A 26553-nucleotide genomic window follows, 5' to 3' on the forward strand; every position below is an offset into this window, starting at 1 on the left:
ACCGCCGCCGTAGTACGCACTGGTGACCCCTCCGCCACCACCACCACCGGCTGCCGCGTTGCTGGTCACCGTAACGTTGTTCAACGTGAGGATACCGGCGTTGAAAATCCCCCCGCCCATGGCACCGGTTGCGCCGTAGCCGCCATTACCGCCGTTGCCCGAAACCAGGCCACGGGTAATGACCAGACCATCCAGGGTCACCGTGCTGCCGGAGGTGATTTCCACCACTCGGGTCCGGTATTGGCCATCGAGCGTGACGTCGGCAACCCCGTCATTGTTCAGGTCACCATCGACGGTGATGTTCTTGTTGATCAGCAATTCCGAGGTGAGCTGCACCGTCATCCCGGAGCTGAAGGTCACGATGTCGCCGTTCTGCGCCGACGCCAGCGCTGCGCGCAGCGAGCCGACCCCGGTGTTGGCATTGTTGGTGGCGGTCCAGGTGGCCAGGCCCCACTGGTATTCGCTCATCGCCTGGGTCGACAGCACGTTGGCACTTTCGATGGTGCCGGTGGCGATCTCCAGATCCCAGTCGCCGCCCAAGCCCGTGCGGTTGCTGGAGGCGGCCACGTCGCGGCCGGTCAGCTGCGCCAGCGAGTCGACGAAGCTCAGGCCACGATCCCCTTCGGCGGTGTAGCAGCCGTAGATCAGGATGTCGCCGCCAGCGTTCATGTCCTTGCCGATTTCCGCCAGGATCGCGCTGCGCTGGGCAACGTTGTCGGCCGACAGATAACTGTTGCCCAGCCACAGGTCACCGGCATTGCCGTGGGCAATGATCTGCACCGAGCTCACGCCCTGATGCTGGTCGAGATAATCGGCGATCTGCTGCAAACCGTCCTTGCCGGCATCGAGCTTGACCACTTGCGTGCCGGGGGCCACGCCCTTGAGCAGGCTGTCGGCATCCTTGACCCGGGAATCGACGAACACCACGCTCTGCCCCGGCACGGCTACCGGGCTGGCGGCGGGCGTGGCATCGGCCTGGCCATGGGTGTCCTTGCTGGCGCTCGGGTGGTCGGCGACCGGCGCTTTCGCGGCATCGGCGGTGGCATGGCTGTCAGCCTGGGCGGCAGTGTCGGCCACAGTGGCCGCGACGGCGCCGTCGAACAGCATGCGCGGTTCCAGCGACATGATCATGGGCGCCGCCAGCGTCCGTTGGCCTTCGGTAACCCGCGACTTCTGCTTGCTCCACCACATGTTGCTCACCCGGACTCGAACACAGTTGTTGACGCATCAATGAAAACGCCGCGATCAACTGATCGCGGCGTCGGACTTCATACGAATGACATTGGCAGCGCTGGCTGAGCCATCGAGCCAGAAGGACAGATCGGCGTATTGCTTGAACAGATCCGGCGGCAGGATCGTGCGCCGCGACTGCAGGGCGACCTTGGGTTTGACCTTGTGCAGGCCAGCCACACCGAGGGCCTGGTCGAACTCTGGCGCGTCATAGGCCAGGTGCTCGAAATCGTGCTCGAACCAGGGTTCGCCGATGAAGTCGTAGACCAGCCGCAGCACCCGCTCCGGGGCTTGGGTCAGCAGGTCGTAATCGACGATCAGCAGCGAATCGGCGTGCTCGCCGTAATAGGCTTCCTTGAGCGCCGCCCAGGCAAAACCCACCAGGCGATTGCGCTGGGCCAGGGTTTCGCAGCGGCTGTAGACCGTGTTGCGCTCGACCGCATCGCCGAACAGCTTGGTGTTTTCGAAAGGATTGGCGCGGTACAGCCGCTCCAGGCTGTCCATCACCCAGGCGACGTTGCGCACACAGGCGATGACCTTGGCTTGAGGGAACAGGTCGTTGATGGCCGGCAGTCGCGCAGACCACTGGCGGTTGGTGTCGAACACCACCGGTTTGTCGGCCTTGTCGGCGTAGTAGGAATCGAACAGACCGCGCAAAAGGCGGCGGCGCATGTCGGTGTCGATCACCGCGCCGAATTCGCTGCCGGCACTGCATTGTTCAAGGACACCGGAGAACAGCGCGCCGACCGGACTGGTCATGCCGGCATGAAAACGCGGGTTCTGCAGGAGGATTGCAGAAAGGAGGGTAGAACCTGAGCGCGGCAAGCCGGAGATAAAGTGGAACTGCTGCAATCCCTTCACCGTATTTGTAAGTCCTTTTGTCTGATGAGCGTAATCCAACAATACCCATTCGACTAGTAGTGTTTTGATATCAGAAAAGAGCAAAACGGACTTAAAAACTTCGTATTTATCGCGAATAAAATGGTGAAGCGTTTAAGTCAGTTCTCTCCCGATCCATCGGGCGTCTGCACCGAGAAAAGTCGCGCTTTCGCCCCGCCCGCGTGCACCTGATCCCGCAGTTGCCAGGTCGCAGGCAAGGGCAGAAATGGATCGGATACTTCCATGTCCAGATCACCGATCAACCAGACCCGGGCACTGTCCTTCGGCAGGTCTCCCAACCGATCAAGGTAAACCTCATCGGACACCAGCGTGCCGAAACCGTAATGGTTCGGGCGAGTCGAGCGCCCTTCGGCAGTGGGCGGCGTAAACAGCCGGACTTGAGCCTCAGTGCGGTTGTAATAGACGTAACTGAGGTACCAGAGCATGTCGCTGGTGACGATCCGGTCGCCGCTGGCGAAGTGGCGGTTGACGTAATCGACCATGACGTTGAACTGGTCGTTGCGGTCGACCGTGGCGTTGTTGTTCACCCCGATCATCTCGACCCCGACCAGCGACAGCAGCACCGCCATCGCCAGCACGCGCACGCTGCTGTAGAGCCGGTCGATGGCCAGCGCCGCCAGCATCGGCAGCCCCAGCGCGTAGGCAGTCAGGTAACGCTCGATGAACATCGGCGTAATGAAAGACACCGCGAACACCAGCAACAACGGCACGCCGGTGTAGACCGCCAGCAGCACGCTGCCATGGTTCACGCTGCGATCACGGGCAACGGCGACAGCCGCCAGCACCAGCAAAGCCAGGGGCACACCGCCGAACAGCAGCAACGGGAGATGTTCGCCCTCGTCCTGAATCAACCAGAGCCAGATCATCGACGGCAGCGAAGACAGGGTCACCGGATCTTCCCAGCCCACATCGCCGCCGGCCTTGAGCGCGTCCATGTGTTGCAGCAGGTCGATCAGGTTCGGTAGCCACGGCAGGTAGAGCACGACGATGGCGAGATTGGCCAGCCACCAATCCTTGCGCTGGAGATGCTTCAGGCGATAACCCGGCAACAGGCGGATCAACCCCAGATACAGCCAATGGCTCAGCGCCGCCAGCACGGCGAAATAGTGGGTGTACAACGCCGCCGTCATCAGCAGCGCATAGATCAGCAGATAGCGGTGACGATGCGGTCGCCTGATCCACTTGACCAGCACCAGCGTCGCACCGATCAGCAGCAAACCCAGCAACGCATACATACGCACTTCCTGGCTGTAGCGCACCGCCGTCGGCAGCAGCGCCAGCAACACCCCTGCGATGATCGCCGCGCGGCGAGTGGCCAGCCGGTCGACCAGGCTCACGCCGAGTCCGACCGTGGCGATGCCGGCCAGTGCGCTGAAGCTGCGAATGGCCAGGAGGCCGTCGCCGAACACGCCGATCCAGCCGTGCAGCAGCATGAAATACAGCGGCGGATGCACATCGAACGCGGCATGCGTCCAGATCCCGCCCGGCGAATAGCGCGCCAGCAGCAGGCTCGAACCTTCATCGCCCCAGATCGCGGCAGCCGTCAGGTCATAAAAACGCACCACGGTGGCCAGCAGCAGGATCGGTATCAACCAGTGCTCGCGCGCCCAGCGCAACAGGCGCCGGACACCGGCATTCGGTGCGGCGAACGGATCTTGAGTATCTCCCAGCGGTGTCTCGCGAAGGACCTCCATCAACCTCCCCTCAGCGTTTTTGCGAACACAATTGCGTCATCAACTGCCAACACTGTAGGCCAGCACCGAAGTCGACGCGCGGCCACGACGACGTCCGGCAAGTCCGTCGATCCGGGTCTACGCTACGGCGTGGCGTGACCTGCCCGCGCAAAAGGAAGGAGTCAGCACAACGTTTCGACCGGCCCGACAACAAGGGCGACCGCGCGGCGCGCCGACCACACAACAGAAGGATGAGGAACCATGGAAGTCTTTATGGGTACGATTCAACCGTTCGCCTTCAACTTCGCCCCGAGTGGCTGGGCCTTGTGCAACGGGCAAATCCTGGGCATCTCGCAATACCAGGCGCTGTTCGCCTTGCTGGGCACTTACTACGGCGGCAATGGCACGACCAACTTTCAACTGCCCAACCTGCAAGGTCGCGTGCCCGTCGCACAAGGCACCGGACTGGGCCTGACGCCGCGCGTCATCGGTGAGGTGTACGGCACAGAAAGCGTCACCGCCACCATCGCCAACATGCCCAATCACACCCACGCCATGACCGGCCTGACGGCCAACACCGCCCTTTCGCTGGCAGTACCCGCCAGCAATCCGGCGACTGTGCCCACCGCCACCAATTCGTACATCGGCGCGTCCGGCGGCGGCCCTGGTTCGGCGAATATCTATTCCGACGCCCAAGGTGCCACACCGGTACCGCTCAAGGGTGTGACCACCACCGTTACCGGAGACATTTCCTCCACTGGCGGCAGTCAGCCAATGCAGGTCTTGAACCCGGCCCTGGTCCTTAACTTCAGCATTGCCCTGAACGGTCTGTTCCCGTCGCGCAACTGAGTAAACGCCGGGGGCTTGATGGCCCCCGGCCGTTCTTTTTTCAATGGAGTCAAACCATGCTGCAAGCGGTGCAGATCCAACATGTCCAGCCGTTGCTGGGGCAGCAACGCACGCTTTACCTGCCCGATGGCACGGCCTTGCCGATTCGGATCGAATACCTTGATGAGGTTCCCGCGGCGAAAACCCGCTACAGCGAACGCATGCCCTTCTGCTTGGAATTCAACAGCCTGGTGCCGACCGAGTTTGTCGACGGTTTATGCGCGCTGGACTTGCCGGAACTCGGTCGGGTAGAGGACATCTTCGTGTCGCGGGTGCCGGCGCTGGGACGGGATCCGCAGTTGGGGTATTTCTGCATTTCGTTCAACTGATTCGCCACTCTGAAAATCTTGTAGGGCGATTCCGTAGGATGCGGCTAAAGCCCTTGTAATCCGGGCTTTTAAACCGAATGAATTGGGAAACGTCCGACATAAATTCGCGGTTCATCTTGTTAGCGTTGTTCCGAATCTGTCACAGGACAAGGAACAACGGATGTTCAATGCCAATGCTCGTTTGCGCCTCATCACCGACGCCTTTAAACACGACCTGCAGGTGCTGTCCTTCACCGGCACCGAATCCATCAGCCAGCCTTACTCCTTCGACGTCAAACTGGTCAGCCCGAGACCGGACATCGATCTTCCCGGCCTCATGCACCGGCAGGCTTTTCTGGCCTTCGATGACCACGGCCATGGCGTTCATGGACAGATCCAGCACATCGGAAGGGACGATATCGGGTACCGGCTGACGCAATACCACCTGACCCTCGCGCCATGTCTGACGAATCTGGGCCATCGTTTCAATCAGCGGGTTTTTCAGCACCTGAGCGTTGCGCAAATCATCGGGCAGATTCTTCAGGAACATGGCATTCACGCGGATGGCTACCTGTTCCAGATCGGCCAGGCCCTGCCGGATCGTGAATATTGCGTGCAGTACAACGAATCCGACCTGCACTTCATCCAGCGCCTGTGCCAGGAAGACGGCCTGCACTACCACTTCCGCCACAGCCTCGACAGGCACCTGCTGGTGTTCGGCGACGACCAGACCGTGTTTCCCAGGCTCGCCCGACCGACCCCGTTCAAACCGCGCAACGCGATGGTGGCCGACCGGCCGGTGATCCACCGTTTAGACTGCGGGCTCAATACCCGCACCAGTCGCGCCAGTCGGCGCGCCTACGATTTCGAAAGGGCGCGCATCGTGCTGGAGTCCGACGCGCGGATACCGAACGAGAACTGTCAGCCTGATCTGGAGGATTACGCCTATCCGGGGCGAGTCCTCGACCGGGAGCACGGCAAACTGCTCGCCCGACGAATCCTGGAACGTCATCGCAGCGATGAGCGCGTGGCTCAGGGTGACAGCGACGAACCGGCGCTGGTGTCGGGGCATTTCCTGTCGTTGTCAGAACACCCCGACCCCGCATTGAACGACCTTTGGCTGCTCACCGAAATCGAACACGAAGGCCAACAGCCTCAGGTGCTCGAAGAAAGCGGCAGCGACATCGCCGTGAGCGATAAAAGCGACTTCGTCCAGGGCTACCGCAACCATTTCGAAGCCACACCGTGGGATGCGATCTATCGCCCGCCGTTGCGCTACGACAAACCTTCCATCGGCTGTACCCAGACCGCCGTGGTCACCGGGCCGGAAGGCGAAGACATCCATTGCGACAGTTACGGCCGGGTCAAGGTGCAGTTTTTCTGGGACCGCGAAGGCCGGCACGACGACAAGAGCAGTTGCTGGTTGCGGACCACCACGAACTGGGCCGGCAACGCCCATGGCAGCGTGATCATTCCGCGCGTGGGCATGGAGGTGCTGGTGACGTTTCTCAACGGTGATCCCGACCATCCGGTGATCAGCGGTTGCCTGGCCAACAGCGCCAACCCGGTGCCCTATGAATTGCCGGCGCACAAGACCCGCAGCGTGTTCCGGTCCCGCAGCACGCCCGACAGCAATGGTTTCAATGAGCTGATGATCGAAGACCGCGCCGGTCAGGAACTGATCTATCTGCGCGCCCAGCGCGATCTGCAGCAGAAGATCGAGCACGACAGTCACCTGGATATCGGCAACCAGCGCCGGGAAACCATCAAGGGCAACAGCGTCAGCGTGCTCCACGCAGAAGAGCAACGCACCATTACCGGTGATCGCAAGACCCATCTCAAGGCCAGCGACTACCTGCACGTCAGCCAGAACAGCCACACCCGGATCGGTCAGTCGCTGACGGTCGAAGCTGCCGGGCAGGTGTGTTTGAGCGCTGGCGAGCATCTGGTACTGGAGGCCGGAAAAAGCATCAGCCTGAAGGTCGGTGGCGAGCATTTTGTGCTTGATCACGGTGGTCTTTTCGGTAGCAGCGACCTGCTGATCGGCGGCGCACCGGCGGCCTTTCTACGCGCGCCGATTCTGCTGCCCGACAGCGTTGAAGACCTGGCGCCATCGACGCCTCTGCCGCCACTAGTAGCTCCCTCGCAAACCGCCTTGATGGCTGACAGCAAAACGCTGGGTGCAGATTTCTGCCCGATCTGCGAGGCCTGTCGAGGAGGAGCGTGCCTGATCGAGGGAGCCGCCGCATGAGCCAATCCTTTGTGCCGCACTGGCTGATCGAGCAACACCGGGCGGATCGCCTCCTGTGCCTGGTACTCGACTCGCAGAACGAACGCGACATGCGCCAGCGCTGGCTGAAGAGCAGCCGTTACGAGCAGTACGCCAGCGTCTACGGTGAAACCGTGGTCGCCGAACTGGCGGACACCGGCCCGTTCCTGTTCACCTTCGACCAGCCCGACGACCGTCGCCTCGACGCCCTGCTCGACAGGCCCGACAGCCATTGGGGCTGGCTCGCCAGCCTGGGTCAGGGCGAACTGAAGGCATGGGTCAGGCACTGGCAGGAGCGGCTGCTCGTCGGCACCCGTCCGCATCAGGCGCTGTACCGCTTCCACGACAACCGGGTGCTGGCCCGGGCGCTGGAACATCTGCCGGTCGAGGCGCTACCGGCGTATCTCGGGCCGGCGATCAGCGTGTGTTACTGGCAGGGCTCGCATTGGCAAAGCACCGACAACCCAGCGCCCGGCACCAATCCGCTGCCGGACTCGCCGCCATGGCTGCACCTGCCGATGCCCGATCAGCCCGCCATGGAGATTCGTCTGGCCAATGCCCACCGTTTTCTGCTGGCCGAGCATGTGGAGGCCTACGCCGGGCTGGCGGGCTCGCAGGACCCGCACATCTGGCTACGCGAGCGACTGGCACAGGCCGAAGCCTGGGGCTGGCTGGCGCCGGAGCGGCTGGAATTTCTGCTGATCCAGAGCCTGCAAACCCCGACCCTCGCGCCTCATTGGCAACCCCGACCGGACGAAACGCCGGATGAGCACTTTGATCGGGTTTACCTGCTTTCGAAGAGCTGGAGCGGGGAGATGCCTTCATGAAGATTCAGCTCAGGACCATCGCCCTTATCGGCGTTTTCGCGGCACTGGGGGGCTGCCAAGGCAAACAGCCGAATACCTTCAAATTCACAGCCGATCTACCACCGGGGTTTGCCTACGTCGCAGTGGTTCATTACGTACCCGAGAAAGGCCAGACCTGCACCCTCGACAGGCGCGACAACCTTGCGCCGGTGTTCAACAGCAAGTGGCGCACGGACTACAAGCCTGATGCCGAGATCACGATTCGCAAGATTGTTAAGGGGTGTCCGTTGGTCGTGAGGCGAATCGAGCTGGAGATCAACTCGAGCTATGGCAAAACACGGGGCGACTTCAGTGGTGACGAAGCCATGGTTTTCATCCGCGATGATCTGGAGGAGCAGTTCAAAGGCGTATTCAACGAGGCCGGTGAAAGCACCTTCCAAGGTCAGTGCGAGTGGTGGTTTCGCACCTCGGGCAAACCGCGAATTCTAAGAAAAATCCTGGATTGCAGAACGGTCGATGCCCAAGGAGCACGCGCCTACGGGAAGACCTTCGGGGCTTTTAACCCTGATCAACTGCCGGGCAAAACGGTGAGGATGAAGATCAAGCTGGCGAGGGAAGAACAGCCCTACTTCAGAGACACATGGGTCAAGTTTCCAAATGGCTGGAAACGGTGCATGGGCGAAAGGTTTGAAGACCAAGATGCCTTCTGCCGCGGTAATTACACCGATTTCAGCACTTTCACCATGCCGGATGGCCAAGTCTGCACCATTTATCCGGGTTGCACGGAATAAGGAGATTTCGCCATGACGTCATTGGAAAAGTATCTGCAATCACCAGCGCTGACTGCCCTGAAAACCAGACTCACGTGGCGTGGTGCAACTTTGGGCTGCTGCCTTGTCTTGATCGCAAGCTGTAAGACCGAACCGCCCAACACCTTCAAATTCACAGCCGATCTACCACCGGGGTTTGCCTACGTCGCAGCGGTTTATTACGTACCCGAGAAAGGTCAGACCTGCACCCTCGACAGACGCGACAACCTTGCGCCGGTGTTCAACAGCAAGTGGCGCACGGAGTACAAGCCTGATGCCGAAATCACGATTCGCAAGATTGTTAAGGGGTGTCCGTTGGTCGTGAGGCGAATCGAATTGGAGATCAACTCGGCGTACGGCAAGGATTGGAGCGACTTCAGCCGTGACGAAGCCATGGTTTTCATCCGTGATGATCTGGAGGAGCAGTTCAAAGGCGTATTCAACGAGGCCGGTGAAAGCACCTTCCACGGTCAGTGCGAGTGGTGGTTTCGCACCTCGGGCAAACCGCGAATTCTAAGAAAAATCCTGGATTGCAGAACGGTCGATGCCCAAGGAGCACGTGCCTACGGGAAGACCTTCGGGGCTTTTAACCCTGATCAACTGCCGGGCAAAACGGTGAGGATGAAGATTACTTTGGCAGAGGAAGAGAAACCCGGATGGGGGGATACGTGGGTGAAAGTTCCGAATGGCTGGAAGCGATGCCTGGGTGATGGATATGACGATCCGCATGCCTATTGCAACGGCAATTACACCGACTTCAGCACATTCAAAATGCCTGATGGCCGAGTCTGCACCATTTATCCGGGCTGTACGGAATAAGGAGGTTTCGCCATGACATCAATTCAAAAGGAGCTGCAATCTCCAACACTGACCTCCCCGACGATTGGACTCGCGCTGCGCAGTGCGACTTTGGTTGTTTGCCTTGCCCTCATCGCTGGGTGCAAAACCCAACCGGCAAATACATTCACTTTCACGGCAGAGCTACCGCCAGGGTTCGCCTATGAAGCCCTCGCAGAGTATGAGCCGATCAATAGTAGTGAAAACTGCAGAGCCATAGACCTCCGCAAAACAGCCAACAGATACAACAGGAATTGGCGAGAAACGTACGAGCCGGTTTCCGAAATCGCCATCCGCAAGACCATCAATGGTTGCCCGATGGTAATACGTCGAATTGATCTGGACATCAGAGCCGCCTACGGGAAGGACTGGAGCGACATTAGCGCTGATAGTGCAGCTGTTGTTATACGGTCGGAATTGGACGATCGCTACAAAGGCACTTTTAACCATAAAGGTCTAAGCATTTTCTACGGCCAATGTCAGTGGCTTTTTCGCACCTCAGGTAAGCCGAGGATCCTGCGAAAAATACTCGACTGCAAGGAAACCGATGCTCAGGGCACTCCACAGCCGGGGCGCCCGTTTGCGGCATACACCCACGATCAACTTCCAGGCACAACCGTGAGGATGAAAATCAAAGTAGCAAGGGAAGAACAACCTTACTTCAGGGACACCTGGGTAAATTTTCCAAATGGCTGGAAGCGATGCTTAGGCGACAACTTTGAGGATCAGTACGCCTTTTGTTATGGCAACTACACCGACTTCAGCACTTTCACAATGCCGGATGGCCGAGTCTGCACCATTTATCCAAGTTGCACTGAGTAAGGAGGTTTCACGATGGAATCAATTGAAAAGGATCTGCCGTCGCCGTTAGGCGGCCGCATGCTGACATGTCCTGCCGGTGGCAAATGGACAAGTTTTCAACTCATCGATGAGTTTTACTCGGGTGAGCCCTATGCTGGATTGGCCTATGTCGCCACTGATTCGGAAGGCCATAAATACATAGGACGTCTGGATGCAGCGGGCAAGGGCAGAGTGGACTATCACTTTGCGGGGCCTATATCGTTGCTATTTGATCAATCGTATGAAGGAAAGGAACAGCTCTACTCAAGTTTGCAAAGCAGGCGACATTACCCCCTAAAAATAACCGAACTTCAGGTACGCGCCGAAAAAACTCGTTATCTGAACCGGAATGCCACCCGCACACGGGAACGACCCGAGATTGCTGACGGTGCAGACTACTTTCAAGTCGAAGTCCGTCACCTGGTCAGATATGCCTCGCATCTGCCACCCGAGGTGTATCGCGATTACCCTCTCGACTCCGGCTGTGCAGCCATCATGCGCGAACACGGCAAACTGGGTGTCGCTCTGATGCCACAACGTCACACTGTTCTTGAAGTGCGCCCGTTACGCGCGTTGCGACCGATGTTATCCACAGCTCCGCAATTCTGTGCACTCAATCTGTACCAGCTCTCATTGATGGCAACCTTGAGCTACTGCCCCTTCGGTCAGAAGCCAGAAAGTGCTCCCATCAAAGAAAATCGAGTGACCTTTCCTTTGCAACCCAGCGTAGGCAATTGGTTTGGCGACGCCTTGGCCAAGTCCGACGAACTATGGAAAGTCGACTCGAATCAAATCAAAGCCTATTACCCTCTGTACGAAGACGTGCCGTATTCCAAACGCCTGGAAATCGTTCCATTCGACTCGGATCTGTACGAAGTGAATGACCCGAAGAGGATCGAGTCGCAAGAACATCCAGCCAAGGTTCACTTCCTTGATGACAGAAGCGAAGGAAATGAGGCTACCGACACCCAAGCCTTCATCACCCACAACGACGAACTGATCCTGATCGCCGTTCGCGGCACCGCCGAGATCGTCGCCGATGGGTTACGCGATGCCGATGCCTTGCAGGTGCCGTTTGCGGAAGGCGAAGGCCAGGTACATCGAGGTTTCTATGAAGCGGCCAAAAAAGCTGGCGCATTCGCCGTCAATTACCTCGAAAAGTTCTACACCGGCCAAACACTCCTGATCTGCGGCCACAGCCTCGGTGGCGCAATCACGCTGCTGCTGGCCGAAATGCTCCGCCGTAGGCCTGAGGGCTACAAAATCCAGCTCTACACCTACGGCGCCCCCCGCGCCGGCGACGCGGATTTCGTTAAGGGTGCAGCCGATCTCGTGCATCACCGCATGGTCAACCACAACGACCCGGTGCCCAGCGTGCCCGGCAGCTGGATGAACACCAAGGCCGATATCTACGGCACCGGGGCAGCGCTGACCTTCGTGAATGTCCCGCTCGGTCTGTCGGTGTTCGTCGCGGGCATCACCAACTGGACCGGGGAAGCCTACGACCACCACGGCCGTTTGCGACACGCCATGCCGGTGGAGTTCGGCCGCCAGCAGGTGTCGTCAATCCTCTGGGAGCCGGGCTGCGACACCATCACCCAGCACGCAGCCTGCGACGTGGCGATCCGGCAGCGGCACGGCCTGCCGGATCGGCCGACGTTGCTCAAGCAGATCTTCGACGCCGGGCACCATTCGATGACCGGGGCCTACATCCCGGCGTGCTGGGCGGTGTTGCGGCGTTGGCAGGAGGCACAGGAGTCAAACCGCACGCTGGTTACCGAGCGAGAATTCGCGCTGGTTGAGACAGCGCTGCAGCGCATCACCGATCAGTTGCGCCGCCAGCGCAGCAATTTGCCGGGACGGCCGGACAGCTATGTGCGCAGCCGGAAAAACATCGTCGAAGCGCTCAATCATGAAATCGAGAACATCCGCACGACCCGCGAACGGCTGGCCAGTCTGCGGCACCGGCGCCTGACGACCACGGATGTTTATGGATCGCTGGCAGAACAACCGGAACGTCTGGCCGAAAGCCTGCCGCGCTGGCAGCTGCACCGGGAAAACCAGGCAGAAGAACAGCTCGCCATGGCACCTGACGCCGCCGAGGATGACCCGCTGCTGGTAACGCTCTACGGTCACAGAATTGGCGCGCCCCACACTTTCGACATTGACTCGATCATCTGACTCAAGCCTGTGGATACCACACCAGCCGCTCCGCCGCCGGGTTGCGCTCCTCCACCGCAAAACCCAGCGCCAGGTAGTGCTGGCGCGCATGGGGGTTGTTGGCCCAGACCACCGTCGCCACCGGGCAGCGCACTTGCTGCGCGGCTTTTTGCACGCCTTGCAGCACGGTTCGTCCGTAACCTTTGCCCCGGGCCTGTGGAATGAACGCGAGGTACAACACGCGGATTTCATTGACGCCGAAATCGGTGCTGAGTGCGCCGATGGCCGTGCCGAGTTTTTCTACGATGTAGTGCATGGCGTTGGGATGGTTTTCCCCCATGCCCTGCTCCTGCACCTGAAACTGCTGGGCGACGATTTGCTGCACTTGCTCCTGCTCGCCGTCGATCCATTGCAGATCCGGCCGCGCCGATTGATAGAGGCTGTGCAGAAATGGCCCGTCCGACGCCCGCGAAGGCCGCACCACCAATCCGTCCGCCGCCAGGTTGTCCGTCATCTTCATGCTCCCTAGAAACCGCTTTCCCTGACCCCCAGCGCCGCCATCCGGCGCCAGGCCACGCCGAGCACCGATTCGCCGCTGCCCTGCAACACCACCACGCCGCGCAGCGGCTGCACCGGGGTCGGTGCCTGATCCAGCGTAGTCAAACGCACGCCGTATTGCGCCTGCACCGGTTCCGCCCGTTGCTGCTGATCGCGGCGCACGGCAATCGGCCCGTGGTGATCGGAAGTCAGCGCTTCCTGATCGACATAGGCCACACCGTTGGTGTCGATTTCATTGAGTTGCACCGCGATGGCGGCATGCATCGGGTCGTCGGCGATAAACCGCCCGGTGGCACCGGGCTTGACCCGCCACAGTTCGGCTTCGGCCAGGTAACCACGCAGTCGCGTGCCGTCCTCGACCACCCGCGCCAGCGCATCCTTGCTCGACAGCCAGCGGCCCGGCGTCAGGTTCGGCAGCAGGTCACGCACGGTGCCGGCATGGGGTGCGCGTAACTGCAGGCGTTCGCGTTGGGCGGTCAGGCCACGGTATTCCGCCACCGCTTCGGCGAGACGCTGCTCGACGATACCCGCGTCGGCAGCGGTTTCACTGCGGCCGGCCTGACGGCGCATCAGCAATTGCTGGATGCGGATTTCCCGGCGAACGATGGCCTGCCGCGAATCGAGATCGGGTGATTCCAGCTCGATCAGCACGTCGCCCTGAGCCACGGTCTGACCATCCTCGACCTTCACGGCTTTGACCCGCGCCGCCGTCGGTGCGTGCAAGGCACTGGCGCGACCGCCCTCGAGCATCGTCGGCAATTCCACCGAACTGCGCCACGGCACGATCAGCACCAGCAACAAGCCGAGTACCGCCAGGCTGCTGAGCAACACCCGAGGGCCGTGAGCCTGTTCGCGGCGGCTCCACCACTGGCGCCACTCACTCATGATCGGCAGGAAGATAAACCACACCAGTTCCACCAGCATCAGGAAGATCCCCAATACCTTGAAGAACAGGTGATAGACCGCCAGCGCGATCCCGAAAAACAACGCCGCACGCCATAACCACGAGCCATACCCCCAGATCAGCAAACGCCGCTGCATCGTCGGCGACCAAGGCTCCGGCGCCGGCGCGCCATAGCCGAACAAGAACTCACGCAGGCGCCAGCGGCAAAAGGCAAAGGCCCGGCCCTGAAGGTTGTCGACCTCCCACAAATCGCTGAGCAGAAAGTAGCCATCAAATCGCATGAACGGGTTGAGATTGACCACCAGCGTGGTGATCCAGGTCGCGCTGGCGAGCATGAACGCCGCCGTGCGACCGGGCCCGTCCGGCAGGAACGACCAGACCAGCAGCGCGATGCTCGCCAGCAGTAATTCCGCCAGCACCCCACCGGCACCGATCAGCAGTCGCGCGCTTCGATCATTGACCCGCCAGGCATCGCTGACATCGGTGTAGAACATCGGCAGCAAGACCATGAACGCCACGCCCATGCTTTGCACCCGACACCCGGCGCGCTTGGCCATGAACGCATGACCGAACTCGTGACAGAGCTTGGCGAAGAACAGCGCCACACCAAATGAAATCGCCCCGCCGAGGCTGAACAGGTGCGGGAAGGTGCCGACGAAGCGCTGCCAGTCCCGCGACACCAGAAACACCCCGAGCGCCAGCGTCGCCGGCAGGCCGTAGCGCAAAACCCTTGGCCCGAAGCGCTCCAGCCACGGCCAGGCACGGTTGAGAAAAGCGTCCGGGCGCCACAGTGGAATGCGGAAGAACAGGTATTGATGCAGCAGGATTTTCCACAGGCTCTGGCGTTGTACGAGGGCCTTGAGCCGATAACTGGCGCGCTGTTGCTCGTCGAGGGCACTGATCAGATCGTGACCGCGCAGGAACTCCAGCAGTTGCGCCAACTCGTTGCCGTCGAGGGGCAAACCCGGTTCACGATTGGCGGCGCGCAGCACTTGTTCGGGATCGCCCAGCGACCAGTGGCGCAACAGGCGCATGGCCGCCGTGCCGAGTTTGAAGTAGCGCCCGCGCACCGGGTCGGCCAACGTCCAGCGCGGCGAACCGTCCAATGCCGGCGCCGCGGGCGACAATTGCAGGTCGGCACGCAGGCTCGGCAGGGTCATTTACAGACCTACGCTCTGGCGCAGTCCGGCGAGCGGACGCCGCAGCAGGTACAAGGCCAGTGGTGCGCGGTCGCCGAATATTTTCGCAGTGCCACGCAGGCCGATACGCGGCGGAGCGTCGGCGAAATTGGCGTCCAGCCGATAGGCCAATTGCCCGCCGGCGGTGGGCTGCGCCTCATAGGCCGAGCGTTCGAGGGTGGCGAGGTGGCGTTGCAGCGGATCGCTGTCGAGAAACAGCGCGACTTCGGCGCCCGGCTCCAGCGAAATCGCATCGCCCACGGCCAGTTCGATACGCAGTTCGGCCTGGCTCGGGTCGGCGATTTCCATCAGCCGTTCGCCGGTCTGCACCGGTTTGCCGGTCCAGCGCTCGGCATCGGCGAACACCGCAATGCCGTCGCGCTCGGCACGCACTTCGCTGCGGTTGAGCAGTTCGCGGGCGTAGTCGCGTTCGGCGCGTTTCTGTTCGGCGCGGGCGGCCAGCAGGTCGACCCGGGAGCTGGATTCGGCATCAACGAACGAGCGCTGGGAATTGGCTTTGAGTTCCGCTTCGGCAACCCCGAGCGCACGCTCGGCGACATCGGCCTGAGCCTTCAGCGTCGTGCTTTCAAAACGCAGCAACAGGTCACCGGCTTTCACGCTCTGGTTGGGTTTGACCAGAAACTCGGCGATCACCCCGTCCAGCGGTGCGGCGACAACCCGCCCGCCCTGAGGCACCACTTCGGCGGGCGCCAGCACCGACTGGCGCACCGGGATCAACAGCCCGAGCAACAACACGGCGACCAGCGCCACCTGGCGTTTACGGGTCCAGCGCAGCCGCCAAGGTTTTCGCGGTTGCAACGCCAGCCAGGCATGACTGTAGGTGTCGCCCAGTTGCGACAGCAGCACTTGCTCGGAAGGGTTCCACGGCAGATCACGGGCCAGCCACAAACCGCCGAACACCTGACCCTGACGGTCGATCAGCGGCAACCAGAACACTTGCATGGCCGACAGGCTGCGCCAATCGGCCTGAATCGATTCGCCGACCATTTCCGGCGTGATCACCCGCGCCTGTTTCAGCACATCCTGCTTGAACAACTGCGCCACAGCCTGCTCGACGAACGCCACGAACGGCGCATTCGGCTCCACCGCGCTGACCCCGGTCACCGCCTGCACCTTGCCGGCAATCAACAGCGCCGCATGGCGAAAACCGAACAGCGACTGGCCGTCATTGACCAGGCTGTAGGCCAGTTGCGAAATGTCTTGGGCCGCGCGGGTCTGCCGTTCGAGATCGAGAAACCGCGCGAACACTTGCTCGGCGGCGCCGCTCACCGGGGCGTTCACTTAAGCTCCGGAAAACGCGCGGTGCCGCTCATACCGGCGAGCAAGCCTTTGGCTTCGGGGAGTGTTGCGACCAGCAACAGGGTCTGACTGCCCTCATCGATCCGCGCACCGAGGCGTTTGACCGTGGCGTCGATAGCCTGACCGGTTTCATCGGGCACAAAGCTGAACGACTGACCGGGCTTGAGCCTGGCCATCCAGCGCGACGGCACCAGCAGATGGATTTCCAGGGTGCGGTTGTCGACCACATCGAGCAGCGGTGCACCGGCCGGCACGCTTTCGTAGCGTTGCACCTTGCGCTCGACCACTTGCCCGTCGAATGGCGCAACCACGCTGCAGCGTTTGACCTGGACTTGATAAACCTGAGATTGCGCCTGGGTCTCGCTGACCTTGGCTTCGGCCCGGGCCACTTCGAAACGCCCGACGGAATTGAGCGCCGCCAGTTGCCGGTTGTGCGCCAGCTCTTCACCGGCGCCACGGCTGGCGGCTTGCGCGGCGTTCAACTGGGCCTGATAAGCCGAACAGTCGAACCGCGCCAGGGTATCGCCCTTCTTGAACGACTCGCCCTCGCTGAACGGCAACTCGATAATCCGCCCCGACAACTCACTGGCCAGCGTCGCCTGATCCCGCGCCCGCAACACCCCGCGCGCTTCACTGCTGGCCGACGCATTCGCCGCCCCGCCGTTATCCAGCAGCGGATCGTCTGGCGCGGGCGTTTGAGCCTGAACTGCACACGTTACAAAGGTCAATCCGACAACCCAACCACGAAAACGCCGCATAACCGTTACTCCCTGACGGATGCTCGGAGTCTACGACAGCGGGGATTAGCGTCAAGCGAAAGGCCATCATTCGGGTGGGAGAATCAACGCTGCGCCATCTCCCCCACCGGATACACCGACTCCCATCCCCCACCCAACGCCCGGTACAACCCGACCATCGCCAGTGAAACGCCGGTGGAGCTTTCCACCCATTGTTCCTGGGTGGCGAGCAGCGCGCCTTGCACGGTGAGGACGTTGACGAAGTCGACCACGCCTTCGACGTATTGCTGTTGTGCGGTGCGCAGGGCGATCTGGTTCTGGCGCACGGCTTCGGCGAGGCTGTCGCGGCGGCGCTGGCTGGCGTTGTAGGCGGTCAACTGGTCGTCGATTTCGTGCCAGGCGCGCAGGACGGTCTGTTGATAACCGATCGCCGCTTCCTGCTGCTGGGCTTCGCGCAGTTGCAGCATGCCGCGCAAGCGGCCGCCGTCGAACAGCGGCAGGCTGAATTGCGGGCCGATGCCGAAGGCGCGTGAGCCCCAGGAGCCGAAATCACTGAGCTGCATGGCTTGCGAGCCGAGGTTGCCGGACAGGGTGATGCGCGGATAGAAATCGCCCTTCGCCACGCCAATGTTGGCGGTGGCGGCATGCAATCGGGCTTCGGCCTGGCGGATGTCCGGGCGGCGTTCGGCCAGTTGCGACGGCAGGCCGATGGCGACGGTCAGCGGCGACTGCGGCACCGGCGCATCTGTGGATAACTCTTTCGCCAGCGCCTGCGGCGGTTCGCCCATCAACAGGCTGATGGCGTTGATCAGTTGCGCCTGACGTTGTTCCAGTGCCGGCAGTCGCGATTCGATGGCCGCCACTTGCGCGGCCGCTTCGGCGACGTCGAGATCGGTGGCCACGCCGTCGTTGAGGCGCAGTTGCGAGAGCTTCAGACTGTGCCGTGCGACATCGAGGTTCTGCTCGGTGACGGCGCGGGTGTTCTGCACGCCGCGCAGTTGAATGTAGTTCTGCGCGGTGTCCGCGAGTACCGCCAACAGCACGCCGCGACGGTCGTTTTCCGCGACTTCGAGATTGGCGTCGGCGGCTTCGGTCTCCCTGCGTACGCGCCCCCAGAAGTCCAGCTCCCAGGAGGCGGAGAAACCGGCATCCCACAGGTTGAAGGCAGAATCGCCGTTGTGCCCGGACGGGTCGTTCAGGCCCTCGCCGCTGTTGCGTTTGCGTGCGTAGCTACCGGTGGCGGCAGTCGTAGGATAGCGGTCGGCGCTGATCACCTGACGGGCAGCGCGGCTTTGTTGCAGACGGCTGCTGGCCAGTTGCAGATCGAGGTTGCTGCGCAGGGCGCGCTGGGTCAGGGCCGAGAGTTGCGCGTCGTGAAAGACTTCCCACCAGCGCTCGTTCAAAGGTTCGCTGACAGCCTGGCTGACGGCAGTTTTTGACGGTTTTGCCCACTCGGCAATCTGCGTGGCTTCGGGTTTCTGGAAGTCCGGGCCGACGGTGCACGCCGCCAGCGCCGACAGACTCAGGACCACTGTCAGGGAATGAAAGCGCTTCATCGCTGTGTCACCTCACGCACCGACGTCGCCGAGCTTTCGGTGTCGATGCTCGCCTCCACCGACATCCCCACCCGCAAGCGTTCGGCCAGCGGCTGGCCCGGATCCAGCAGGACCTTCACCGGAATCCGCTGCACGACTTTGGTGAAGTTGCCGGTGGCGTTGTCCGGTTTGACCGCCGCGAAAGTCACGCCGGTCGCCGGGGCAATGCTCTCGACGCGGCCGGTGAGGGCTTCGCCGCCGAGGCTGTCGACCCGCACCACAACGTCCTGCCCCGGCTGCACATCGGTGAGCTGGGTTTCCTGGAAGTTGGCGACCACATAGGCCTGCTTCAGCGGCACCACCGCCAGCAGTTTGCTGCCCGGTGTCACATAGGCGCCGACCCGCACGGCGCGCTCGCCGATCATGCCGTCCTGGGGCGCGGTGATGCGCGTGTAAGACAGCTCGAAACTAGCGATTTCCAGCGCGGCCTGAGCGTGTTTCAAACTGCCTTCGGCGGCATCGCGCTGCGCCGTCAGAATCTCGACCTGTTTACGTTCCGCCGCCAGTTTCGCGGTGGCCGTGTCCAGCCGCGCAGAGGCCTGATCGATCCGGGTGCGCGCCTGTTGCGCGTTCTGCACGGTGCCGGCACCGACGCCGGCCAAGTGGTTATAGCGGTTCAATTCCTGCTGGGCGAAGGCCATTTCAGCCTTGGCCGAAACCACCGACGCCTGCGCCTGAGCGATCACCGAGGTCTGGCGCTCCAGCGTGGCCCTGGCGTTCTGCAATTGAGCGCGGGCGACCAGGGTTTGCGCATCGGCGGCCTCGGCGGCGGCGCGCAGGTCGCGGTCATCGATCAGCGCCAGCAACTGCCCGGCCTTGACCTGCTGGTTGTCTTCCACCAGCACCTCTTTGATGAACCCCGCCACACGCGGCACCACCAGGGTGAAATCGGCAGAAACGAACGCATCGTTGGTGTTCTGCTGAGTGCGCTTGCCGAACAGGCCGGGCATCGCCAGATACACCAGCACACCGACCGCCAGCGCAGCGGCCACAGCCACCGCGAGTTTCTGCTTTGCTTGAGTCGTCATAAGAACCTTCTATTTCAGTCAGGTCGGCGCGCGCGGCGGGAAGATCCGCGTCGGCAGCCAGAAAATCAGCAGGATCAGCGCCACCGCGACGCCGGCCATGCACAGATAAAGATCCGAAGAAGTCAGCACCACCGCCTGTTCGTGCAGGCGATGGGCGAGGCCGGGGTCATTGCTCGCGACCAACGGCGAGTTGCCGAGACGATCGACCAGCATCGTCGAGTGAAAATGCAGGCGCGAAGTGGTCAGCGCTTCGATCACGCCAGTGGCGACCACCGCCGCCAGGCCTTTCACGGTGTTGAACCAGGCCGAGGCAAACGGCCCGTCCTGCGGCTGGATGCTGCCGGTCGACAGCATCAGCAACGGCAGCACCGCCATCGGCTGGCCGAAAATCTGCAGCCATTGCAGGACATAGAAATCGTCGCGAATCCATTCCGAGGTCAGCTGCGAGCCGCCCAGGCACGACAGCGTCAGCATGCTCAAACCGATGCCGAGCACCCAGCGGCAATCGACCCAACGCAGGTTGCACAACGCCGCCACCAGCGGCAGCGCGATCAACTGAGGTAACGCCGCGATCAGCATGATCGGCGCGGTCTGTACCGGCCGGTAACCCTGCACCTGAGCCAGATAACTCGATGGAATCAGCACCACCGCCAGCAGCACCACCAGCACGCCGGCCAACGTCATCAGCGCGAACGACAGGTTACGAATGCCGAGCATCTGCAACTTGAAGAATGGAATCGGCTGCGACCATTCATTGATCAGAAACGCCACCAGCAACAGCGAACCGGCGCCGAGCAAAGCGCAGATCAGGTTCGACTCGAACCAGTCCAGGCGATTGCCCTGCAGCAGGCCGATCACCAGCATGCAGATCGCCGGAAAGCCCAGCAGCAGGCCTTTCCAGTTGAATGACTTGAGGCGTTCCAGACGCAGCGGATCCTGCGGCAAGCCGTACGCAACAGCGGCCATGGCGATCAGGCACGGCACGATGATTTGCCAGAACGTCCACTGCCAGCCGACGTACTCAGTCCACAGCCCGGCCAGCGGCGTACCGAGACCAGGGCCGAAGGTAGCGGTCAGGGCATAACCGGCGAGGCCATACAGTTTGATATTGGCCGGTAGGAAACGCAGGGCAACGGTCATCAGCATCGGCGGCAGCGCACCGCCGGCCAAGCCTTGCAGGATGCGCATCAGCAGCAGGCTTTCGTAGTTCGGGGCGAACGGGCAAAGCACCCCGAGCAGGGTGAACACGCCGATGGCGCACAGGGTGAAGCGACGAAGGGAAAAGGTCACCGAGCACCACGGCGCGAACGCCATGGCCGCCACCGAGGTCGCGGTGTAACTGGCGACCAGCCAGGTGCCTTCGTCGTAACCGATGCTCAGGGCGCCGCGAATGTCGGCCAGGGCGACCTTGGTCACCATCTCGTTGAGACCCGACACCAGCACCGCCAGCAGCACACCGACCAGACCGATGATGATCCGCGCCCCGAACACCGGTGGCGCGGCTGCCATCGGAGCGGTAGCGGCAATCGGTGCCGTGACCGTCAGGGATGTCATGCAAGCAAACTCCGGAGGGAAAAATACCGGAGCATGTTAGTAGGGCTTAGTGCTGACGAAAATTGACTTATTGGCAGCTTATAAGTGCGCCAGACGCAATCGTCAGGGCTGTGCCGCCAGCCAGGTTTCGTCGCAGCAGGTCTTGAGGGTTTCACGCAGCCAGCGGTGGGCCGGATCCTTGTCGAAACGCGGGTGCCAGGCCTGGGTCAGCATCAGGGTCGGCAACGGGACCGGCAGATTGAACGAGCGCAGCTTCAAGCCCAGCCGCCGCACGCTGAGCAGCGCTTCCTTGGGCACCGGCAAAATCAGGTCGGAGTCCGGCAGGGCGAACATCGCCGCGTGGAAACTCGGCGCAATCACTGCCACCCGTCGCTCCAGCCCCAGGGCATTCAAAGCGGTGTCGATGGGCCCACGGGCGATGCCCCGGCGGGACATGCTGATGTGGGAAAAACCGGCGTAACGTTCGGCCGTGATCTCGCCATCCAGCAGCGGATGATCCTCGCGCACCAAGCCGACGAAGTGGGTGGAAAACAGGTTCTGCACTTTGACTTCCGGCGTCACCGGGCGGGTGTTGCTGACACTCAGGTCGATCCGCCCTTCGCGCAGGGCTTCATCGTCGCCATCACCTTCGGGAACGAAACGCAACTCACAGTGCGGCGCCAGTTGATCGAGGGTGTCGAACAGCTTGCCGCCGTACACACCGACGAAGAAGTCGTTGGCGCGAATGCTGAAGCGCCGGCGCAACGTCCCCAGTTCCACCGCATCGGCCGAGCGAAACAGCAGCGCCGCCTGCTCGACCACATCGCGCACCTGCTCGCGCAGCTCCAGGGCCTTGGGCGTCGGCACCAGGCCGCGACCGGCGCGCACCAGAATCGGATCGCCAATGGCTTCGCGGATCCGCGTCAGCGTGCGGCTCATGGCCGCCGGGCTGAGGTTCATCCGCCGCGCGGCGCCGACCACGCTGCCCTCGTCGAGCAAGGCGTCGAGGGCGACCAACAGGTTCATGTCCGGGAGTTGCATGCTGAGCACTCGTGACCGATCAGGATTGATTCGCACGCAATGCTAGCAGATCAGAAAATCAGCGCTGCATCCCCCAGCGTTTCACCGTCACCCGCTCCAGCGTGTCGAATACCAGGTTCTCCACCAGCAGACCGATGAGGATAACCACCGCCAGACCGGCAAACACCTTGTCGGTGTACAGCTCGTTGCGGTTCTGGAAGATGTACCAGCCCAGGCCGCCCTTGCCGCTGGTGGCGCCGAACACCAGTTCGGCGGCGATCAGGGTACGCCAGGCGAAGGCCCAACCGATTTTCAGCCCGGCGAGGATCGATGGCAGCGCCGCCGGAATCAGGATGAACAGCACGAAGCGCATGCCCTTCAAGCCGTAGTTGCGCCCGGCCATGCGCAGGGTTTCCGAGACGCCGAGAAACCCGGCGTAAGTGTTCAACGCCAGCGCCCACAGCACCGAATGCACCAGCACGAAAATCAGGCTGTTCTGCCCCAGGCCGAACCACAGCAACGCCAGCGGCAACAGCGCAATCGCCGGCAGCGGGTTGAACATCGAAGTCAGGGTGCTGAGCAAGTCCCGACCCACCTGGGTCGAAACCGCCAGCGTGGTCAGAGCGAAGGCCAGGACGATGCCGATCAGGTAACCCTTGATCAGCACCACCAGCGAGATCCACACCTTGCCCAGCAGCTCGCCGCTGAGCAGGCCGTCGTACAGCGCATGACTGGTCTGCAAAAAGCTCGGCAGCAACAGGTCGTTGTTTTGCACCCGGGCGACCACCTCCCAGAGCACGGCGAGCAAAATCAGGATCACGCTTTTGCGCAGCCAGCCCTGTTGCCACAGGCGCTGGCCCAGCGGCAGCTCGCGCTCCACCGGGACGCTGGTCAGCGGTTGCAGATCGTTTTCGAATTCTTGACGTACGGATGATGAATGGCTCATCGGGCAATCCTCCAGGCGGCTCAATAAGCGATGCGGATATCGGTGAAATCCAGTTCGCGCTCGGCTTCCGGCGACTGCCCTTCATCGAACAGCAAACGGTGAATGCGCCGTGCCGACTCTTGAAACGCCACGCCGCCAAGGCTGTGCAAATCGTATTGATGACTGTGCACTTCCGCCCTCACCCGGCCCGGGTGCGGCGATAACAGCAGGATGCGATTGCCGACCACCAGCGCTTCTTCAATCGAGTGGGTGACGAACAGCAAGGTGAACCGCACCTCCTCCCAGAGCAGCAGCAATTCCTCCTGCATCTTGCGGCGGGTCAGGGCATCCAGCGCGGCGAACGGCTCGTCCATCAGCAGGATTTTCGGCTGCATCGCCAGCGCCCGGGCAATCGCCACCCGCGCTTTCATGCCCCCGGACAAGGTGTGCGGATAGGCATCGGCGAACGCCGCCAGACCGACTTTTTCCAGATAATGCAGCGCGCGCTCTTCGGCTTCCTTTTTCTTCAGCGTGCGCGAAGCCAGCAGCGGAAACATCACGTTCTGTTTGACGGTTTTCCACGGTGGCAGTTGATCGAACTCCTGAAACACCACGATCCGGTCCGGCCCCGGCGCATCGACGCGCTGGCCTTGCAGACGGATCTCGCCCTCGCACGGCGCTATGAACCCGGCGACGGCTTTGAGCAAGGTGGATTTACCGCAGCCGGAAGGACCGAGCAGCACGAAGCGATCCTGTTGATCGACTTCGAAACTGACCTGATGGGTGGCCCGCACGACGCGCTGCGGCGTGCGGTATTCGAGGCTGACCTGGTCGACCGCCAGCAGCGCTTGCGCGGTGGCGATCGGGTTGCTGGCCGCGTGGCCTTGCAAAGGGGCGTTCATGTCGATCAGCTCCCCTGCAACGGTTTGGCGTCCTGGAAGAAGTAGTCCTTCCACGATTCGGGTTTGTTCTTGATCGCGCCGACGCGGTAGAGGAATTCGGCGAGCGGGTAGGTGTTTTTCGGCGTGACGCTGAATTCGAACTGCGGGTTGTCGATGATTTTCAGCAACGCGGCGCGGTCGATCTTGGCCTTGGTCACGCGGATGTAGGTGTCCGCCGCCGCGCCTTTATCGTTCTGCGCAAATTGCGCGGCTTCGGTCAGCGCTTCGACAAACGCCTTGTAGGTTTTCGGGTTCTCGTTGCGGAATTTCTCGGTGGCGAACAGCACGGTCGGCGAGTTCGGGCCGAGCACGTCATAGGAGTTGAACACCACGTGCACATTCGGATTTTCCAACGCCTGATCCTGGAACGGCGGGTTGGAGAAGTGCCCGGTCAGCTCGGTGCCGCCGGCAATCAGCGCAGCGGTGGCGTCCGGGTGCGGAACGGCGATGGTGTACTTGTCGAGGCGATTGAATTCCTTGTCGCCCCACTGCTTCGCCGCCGCGTATTGCAGGAAGCGCGACTGCACGGAAACGCCCACTGCCGGCACCGCAATGCGGTCCTTCTCGGTGAAGTCGGCGATGGTTTTGACCTTGGGATTGTTGCTGACCAGGTAGTACGGGAAGTTGCCCAGCGAGGCCACGGCTTTGACGTTCTGCTTGCCGTGGGTGCGATCCCAGATCGTCAGCAACGGCCCGACACCGGCGCCGGCAATGTCGATGGAGCCGGAGAGCAACGCATCGTTGACCGCCGCGCCGCCGGACAACTGGGTCCAGTCGACCTTGATGTCGAGCCCTTCCTGCTTGCCGTACTTCTCGATCAGTCCCTGATCGCGCACCACATTGAGCAATAAATAGACAATACCGAACTGCTCGGCGATGCGGATTTCACCTTCGGCGTGGGCCGCGGTCGGCGCCAGCAGGCTGCCGGCGATCAGGCTGAAACCGAGGCCGATTGCCGCTGCCAGCGGCGCGAATGGAAGACGTTTGGACATGATCGGATCTCCGGCAAATCAGAAAGGCGCGTCGCCCTGAATGGTGGTGCGATACAGCTTGCGGCGCAGGTGCGCAGGGCAACCGGCGGCAAGGTGGATCAGCGAGCGGTTGTCCCAGAACACCATGTCGTGGGGCTGCCATTGATGGCGATAGATGTTCTGCGGCAGCACGCTGTGGGCGTAGAGCTCGTCGAGCAGTTGTTTGCTCTCGTCTTCCGGCAGGCCGACGATGCGGGTGGTGAAGCCTTCGCTGACGAACAAGGCCTTGCGGCCGTTTTCCGGATGGGTGCGGACCACCGGGTGCACAACCTCGGCGACCTGGGCCAATTGCTCCGGGGTCAGGGTCGGGCGCCAGTTGCCTTCGAATTTGGTTTCGCTGTAACGCGCGGTGTAGGAATGCGCAGCCGAGCGGCCTTCGACCGCTTTGCGCAGTGCGTCGGGCAGGCTGTCCCAGGCTTTGTGCATGTCGGCGAACAGGGTGTCGCCGCCTTCGGACGGCAGCTCTTGGGCGTGCAGCATCGAGCCGAGGCTCGGCAGCTCTTTATAGGAAAGGTCCGAGTGCCAGAACTTGCCGGCATCACCGAGGCCGATGTTCTGGCCGTTCTCGACGATGTTGGAAACGATGAGGATTTCCGGGTGATTGGCCAGCAGGAACTGCTTGAGCACGTGGATCTGCAACACGCCGAAGCGGCGGCTGAAGTCGATCTGCTGTTGCGGGGTGATGCGCTGGTCGCGGAACACCACGACGTGGTGATCAAGGTGCGCGCGGTGGATGCGGGCGAAGTCTTCATCGTTGACCGGACGGGTCAGATCGAGGCCGATGATCTCGGCGCCGACGGCACCGCTGAACGGGCGGATCTCGAAGGTTTGCGGCGCGGCAGTCGCGGCGCTTGGGGTAGCAGTAGCTGCGGACATCAATCAATCTCCCACGCACGGCGCGCTCAAGGGCGCGCGCGTCGATCAGAAACTCACGCTGGATTGCGTGTTGGTTCGTGTCGTGCGGCGCGCCGATTGGTCGGCAGGTACGCAGGAGGCTGACTTTATAGCTATAAGAAGCGGAATTTAAATACTGTTAACGAATAACGATATGGCGATTGCATAG

23 protein-coding genes are annotated in these 26553 nt (G+C 61.8%); 8 read left to right on the top strand and 15 right to left on the bottom strand.

The annotated features are described in order from the left end of the window. From L6D82_RS26160 to L6D82_RS26170, 3 genes are all read right to left on the bottom strand, one after another. On the bottom strand, positions 1-1191 hold a 1191-nt coding region (locus L6D82_RS26160), incomplete at its 3' end, for a DUF4347 domain-containing protein (RefSeq protein WP_236191940.1). A gap of 54 nt (positions 1192-1245) precedes the next feature. Then, positions 1246-2091 carry a sulfotransferase family protein gene (locus L6D82_RS26165; RefSeq protein ID WP_011331872.1) on the bottom strand — a complete coding sequence of 282 codons (846 nt, stop codon included), beginning with the start codon at positions 2089-2091 and terminating at the stop codon, positions 1246-1248. Positions 2092-2228: 137 nt separating this feature from the next. Next, on the bottom strand, positions 2229-3824 hold the full coding sequence (locus L6D82_RS26170; RefSeq protein WP_236191941.1) for a glycosyltransferase family 39 protein: 1596 nt from the start codon (positions 3822-3824) through the stop codon (positions 2229-2231). Positions 3825-4064: 240 nt separating this feature from the next. On the opposite strand from L6D82_RS26170, the gene L6D82_RS26175 reads away from it, so the two are divergent. The 8 genes from L6D82_RS26175 (at position 4065) to L6D82_RS26210 (ending at position 12741) form a co-directional block, all read left to right on the top strand. Continuing rightward, on the top strand, positions 4065-4652 hold the full coding sequence (locus L6D82_RS26175; protein WP_129973976.1) for a phage tail protein: 588 nt from the start codon (positions 4065-4067) through the stop codon (positions 4650-4652). A gap of 56 nt (positions 4653-4708) precedes the next feature. Continuing rightward, the gene (locus tag L6D82_RS26180) at positions 4709-5020 is read left to right on the top strand and encodes a DUF6916 family protein (RefSeq protein ID WP_011331869.1); all 312 of its coding nucleotides are present in this window, start codon (positions 4709-4711) and stop codon (positions 5018-5020) included. A gap of 160 nt (positions 5021-5180) precedes the next feature. After that, positions 5181-7250, top strand: coding sequence for a type VI secretion system Vgr family protein (locus tag L6D82_RS26185; RefSeq protein ID WP_236191942.1), 2070 nt, complete (start codon positions 5181-5183; stop codon positions 7248-7250). After that, complete coding sequence (locus L6D82_RS26190; protein ID WP_236191943.1) at positions 7247-8095, top strand: DUF4123 domain-containing protein; 849 nt, start codon at positions 7247-7249, stop codon at positions 8093-8095. Before L6D82_RS26185 ends, L6D82_RS26190 begins: the two co-directional genes overlap by 4 nt. Further along, positions 8092-8865, top strand: coding sequence for a hypothetical protein (locus tag L6D82_RS26195; RefSeq protein ID WP_236191944.1), 774 nt, complete (start codon positions 8092-8094; stop codon positions 8863-8865). The genes L6D82_RS26190 and L6D82_RS26195 overlap by 4 nt, the downstream gene beginning before the upstream one ends. Before the next feature lie 12 nt (positions 8866-8877). Next, positions 8878-9702: a hypothetical protein gene (locus L6D82_RS26200; RefSeq protein WP_236191945.1), complete on the top strand. Its 825-nt coding sequence runs from the start codon at positions 8878-8880 to the stop codon at positions 9700-9702. 12 nt (positions 9703-9714) lie between these two features. Beyond that, entirely contained in the window at positions 9715-10542 is an 828-nt protein-coding gene (locus L6D82_RS26205; RefSeq protein ID WP_219733687.1) for a hypothetical protein, read from the top strand. 12 nt (positions 10543-10554) lie between these two features. Continuing rightward, complete coding sequence (locus L6D82_RS26210) at positions 10555-12741, top strand: lipase family protein (RefSeq protein ID WP_102688566.1); 2187 nt, start codon at positions 10555-10557, stop codon at positions 12739-12741. Between the two features lies 1 nt (position 12742). Here the strand turns inward: L6D82_RS26210 and L6D82_RS26215 are convergent, their stop codons facing one another. The 12 genes from L6D82_RS26215 to L6D82_RS26270 all read right to left on the bottom strand — a co-directional run bounded on the left by L6D82_RS26215 (position 12743) and on the right by L6D82_RS26270 (position 26366). Next, on the bottom strand, positions 12743-13234 hold the full coding sequence (locus tag L6D82_RS26215; protein WP_371921046.1) for a GNAT family N-acetyltransferase: 492 nt from the start codon (positions 13232-13234) through the stop codon (positions 12743-12745). Positions 13235-13245: 11 nt separating this feature from the next. Then, the gene (locus L6D82_RS26220; protein ID WP_236191946.1) at positions 13246-15342 is read right to left on the bottom strand and encodes a site-2 protease family protein; all 2097 of its coding nucleotides are present in this window, start codon (positions 15340-15342) and stop codon (positions 13246-13248) included. Next, the gene (locus L6D82_RS26225; protein WP_236191947.1) at positions 15343-16662 is read right to left on the bottom strand and encodes an efflux RND transporter periplasmic adaptor subunit; all 1320 of its coding nucleotides are present in this window, start codon (positions 16660-16662) and stop codon (positions 15343-15345) included. Next, a complete protein-coding gene (locus L6D82_RS26230; RefSeq protein ID WP_085748527.1) occupies positions 16659-17438 on the bottom strand; it encodes an efflux RND transporter periplasmic adaptor subunit in 780 nt (259 codons plus the stop codon). Before L6D82_RS26230 ends, L6D82_RS26225 begins: the two co-directional genes overlap by 4 nt. 83 nt (positions 17439-17521) lie before the next feature. Then, entirely contained in the window at positions 17522-18973 is a 1452-nt protein-coding gene (locus L6D82_RS26235) for an efflux transporter outer membrane subunit (RefSeq protein ID WP_236191948.1), read from the bottom strand. Continuing rightward, positions 18970-20040 (bottom strand): HlyD family secretion protein, encoded by a 1071-nt coding sequence (locus L6D82_RS26240; protein ID WP_236191949.1) that lies wholly within the window; start codon positions 20038-20040, stop codon positions 18970-18972. The genes L6D82_RS26235 and L6D82_RS26240 overlap by 4 nt, the downstream gene beginning before the upstream one ends. A gap of 18 nt (positions 20041-20058) precedes the next feature. Beyond that, complete coding sequence (locus L6D82_RS26245; protein ID WP_102717887.1) at positions 20059-21594, bottom strand: MFS transporter; 1536 nt, start codon at positions 21592-21594, stop codon at positions 20059-20061. Positions 21595-21696: 102 nt separating this feature from the next. Continuing rightward, positions 21697-22614, bottom strand: a complete 918-nt coding sequence (locus L6D82_RS26250) for a LysR family transcriptional regulator (protein ID WP_039773030.1) — start codon at positions 22612-22614, stop codon at positions 21697-21699. A 58-nt stretch (positions 22615-22672) separates the two neighbouring features. After that, the gene (locus tag L6D82_RS26255; protein ID WP_011331855.1) at positions 22673-23539 is read right to left on the bottom strand and encodes an ABC transporter permease; all 867 of its coding nucleotides are present in this window, start codon (positions 23537-23539) and stop codon (positions 22673-22675) included. 20 nt (positions 23540-23559) lie between these two features. Then, positions 23560-24420, bottom strand: coding sequence for an ABC transporter ATP-binding protein (locus tag L6D82_RS26260; protein WP_085748531.1), 861 nt, complete (start codon positions 24418-24420; stop codon positions 23560-23562). A 5-nt stretch (positions 24421-24425) separates the two neighbouring features. Beyond that, a complete protein-coding gene (locus L6D82_RS26265; RefSeq protein WP_102688559.1) occupies positions 24426-25451 on the bottom strand; it encodes an ABC transporter substrate-binding protein in 1026 nt (341 codons plus the stop codon). Between the two features lie 18 nt (positions 25452-25469). Then, complete coding sequence (locus tag L6D82_RS26270) at positions 25470-26366, bottom strand: TauD/TfdA dioxygenase family protein (protein WP_102688558.1); 897 nt, start codon at positions 26364-26366, stop codon at positions 25470-25472. Between the last annotated feature and the right edge of the window lie 187 nt (positions 26367-26553).

This window comes from Pseudomonas paraglycinae (genome assembly GCF_021601625.1).
Classification (GTDB): Bacteria; Pseudomonadota; Gammaproteobacteria; order Pseudomonadales; family Pseudomonadaceae; genus Aquipseudomonas; species Aquipseudomonas paraglycinae.

Bases quoted from the DNA above. Each gene is read 5' to 3' on its own strand.
- L6D82_RS26190 (WP_236191943.1), top strand. From the start codon at position 7,247: ATGAGCCAATCCTTTGTGCCGCACTGGCTGATCGAGCAACACCGGGCG.
- L6D82_RS26205 (WP_219733687.1), top strand. From the start codon at position 9,715: ATGACATCAATTCAAAAGGAGCTGCAATCTCCAACACTGACCTCCCCG.
- L6D82_RS26255 (WP_011331855.1), bottom strand. From the start codon at position 23,539: ATGAGCCATTCATCATCCGTACGTCAAGAATTCGAAAACGATCTGCAA.
- L6D82_RS26250 (WP_039773030.1), bottom strand. From the start codon at position 22,614: ATGCAACTCCCGGACATGAACCTGTTGGTCGCCCTCGACGCCTTGCTC.
- L6D82_RS26215 (WP_371921046.1), bottom strand. From the start codon at position 13,234: ATGACGGACAACCTGGCGGCGGACGGATTGGTGGTGCGGCCTTCGCGG.
- L6D82_RS26240 (WP_236191949.1), bottom strand. From the start codon at position 20,040: ATGACGACTCAAGCAAAGCAGAAACTCGCGGTGGCTGTGGCCGCTGCG.
- L6D82_RS26260 (WP_085748531.1), bottom strand. From the start codon at position 24,420: ATGAACGCCCCTTTGCAAGGCCACGCGGCCAGCAACCCGATCGCCACC.
- L6D82_RS26265 (WP_102688559.1), bottom strand. From the start codon at position 25,451: ATGTCCAAACGTCTTCCATTCGCGCCGCTGGCAGCGGCAATCGGCCTC.
- L6D82_RS26245 (WP_102717887.1), bottom strand. From the start codon at position 21,594: ATGACATCCCTGACGGTCACGGCACCGATTGCCGCTACCGCTCCGATG.
- L6D82_RS26185 (WP_236191942.1), top strand. From the start codon at position 5,181: ATGTTCAATGCCAATGCTCGTTTGCGCCTCATCACCGACGCCTTTAAA.
- L6D82_RS26220 (WP_236191946.1), bottom strand. From the start codon at position 15,342: ATGACCCTGCCGAGCCTGCGTGCCGACCTGCAATTGTCGCCCGCGGCG.
- L6D82_RS26230 (WP_085748527.1), bottom strand. From the start codon at position 17,438: ATGCGGCGTTTTCGTGGTTGGGTTGTCGGATTGACCTTTGTAACGTGT.
- L6D82_RS26210 (WP_102688566.1), top strand. From the start codon at position 10,555: ATGGAATCAATTGAAAAGGATCTGCCGTCGCCGTTAGGCGGCCGCATG.
- L6D82_RS26195 (WP_236191944.1), top strand. From the start codon at position 8,092: ATGAAGATTCAGCTCAGGACCATCGCCCTTATCGGCGTTTTCGCGGCA.
- L6D82_RS26200 (WP_236191945.1), top strand. From the start codon at position 8,878: ATGACGTCATTGGAAAAGTATCTGCAATCACCAGCGCTGACTGCCCTG.
- L6D82_RS26235 (WP_236191948.1), bottom strand. From the start codon at position 18,973: ATGAAGCGCTTTCATTCCCTGACAGTGGTCCTGAGTCTGTCGGCGCTG.
- L6D82_RS26270 (WP_102688558.1), bottom strand. From the start codon at position 26,366: ATGTCCGCAGCTACTGCTACCCCAAGCGCCGCGACTGCCGCGCCGCAA.
- L6D82_RS26170 (WP_236191941.1), bottom strand. From the start codon at position 3,824: ATGGAGGTCCTTCGCGAGACACCGCTGGGAGATACTCAAGATCCGTTC.
- L6D82_RS26180 (WP_011331869.1), top strand. From the start codon at position 4,709: ATGCTGCAAGCGGTGCAGATCCAACATGTCCAGCCGTTGCTGGGGCAG.
- L6D82_RS26175 (WP_129973976.1), top strand. From the start codon at position 4,065: ATGGAAGTCTTTATGGGTACGATTCAACCGTTCGCCTTCAACTTCGCC.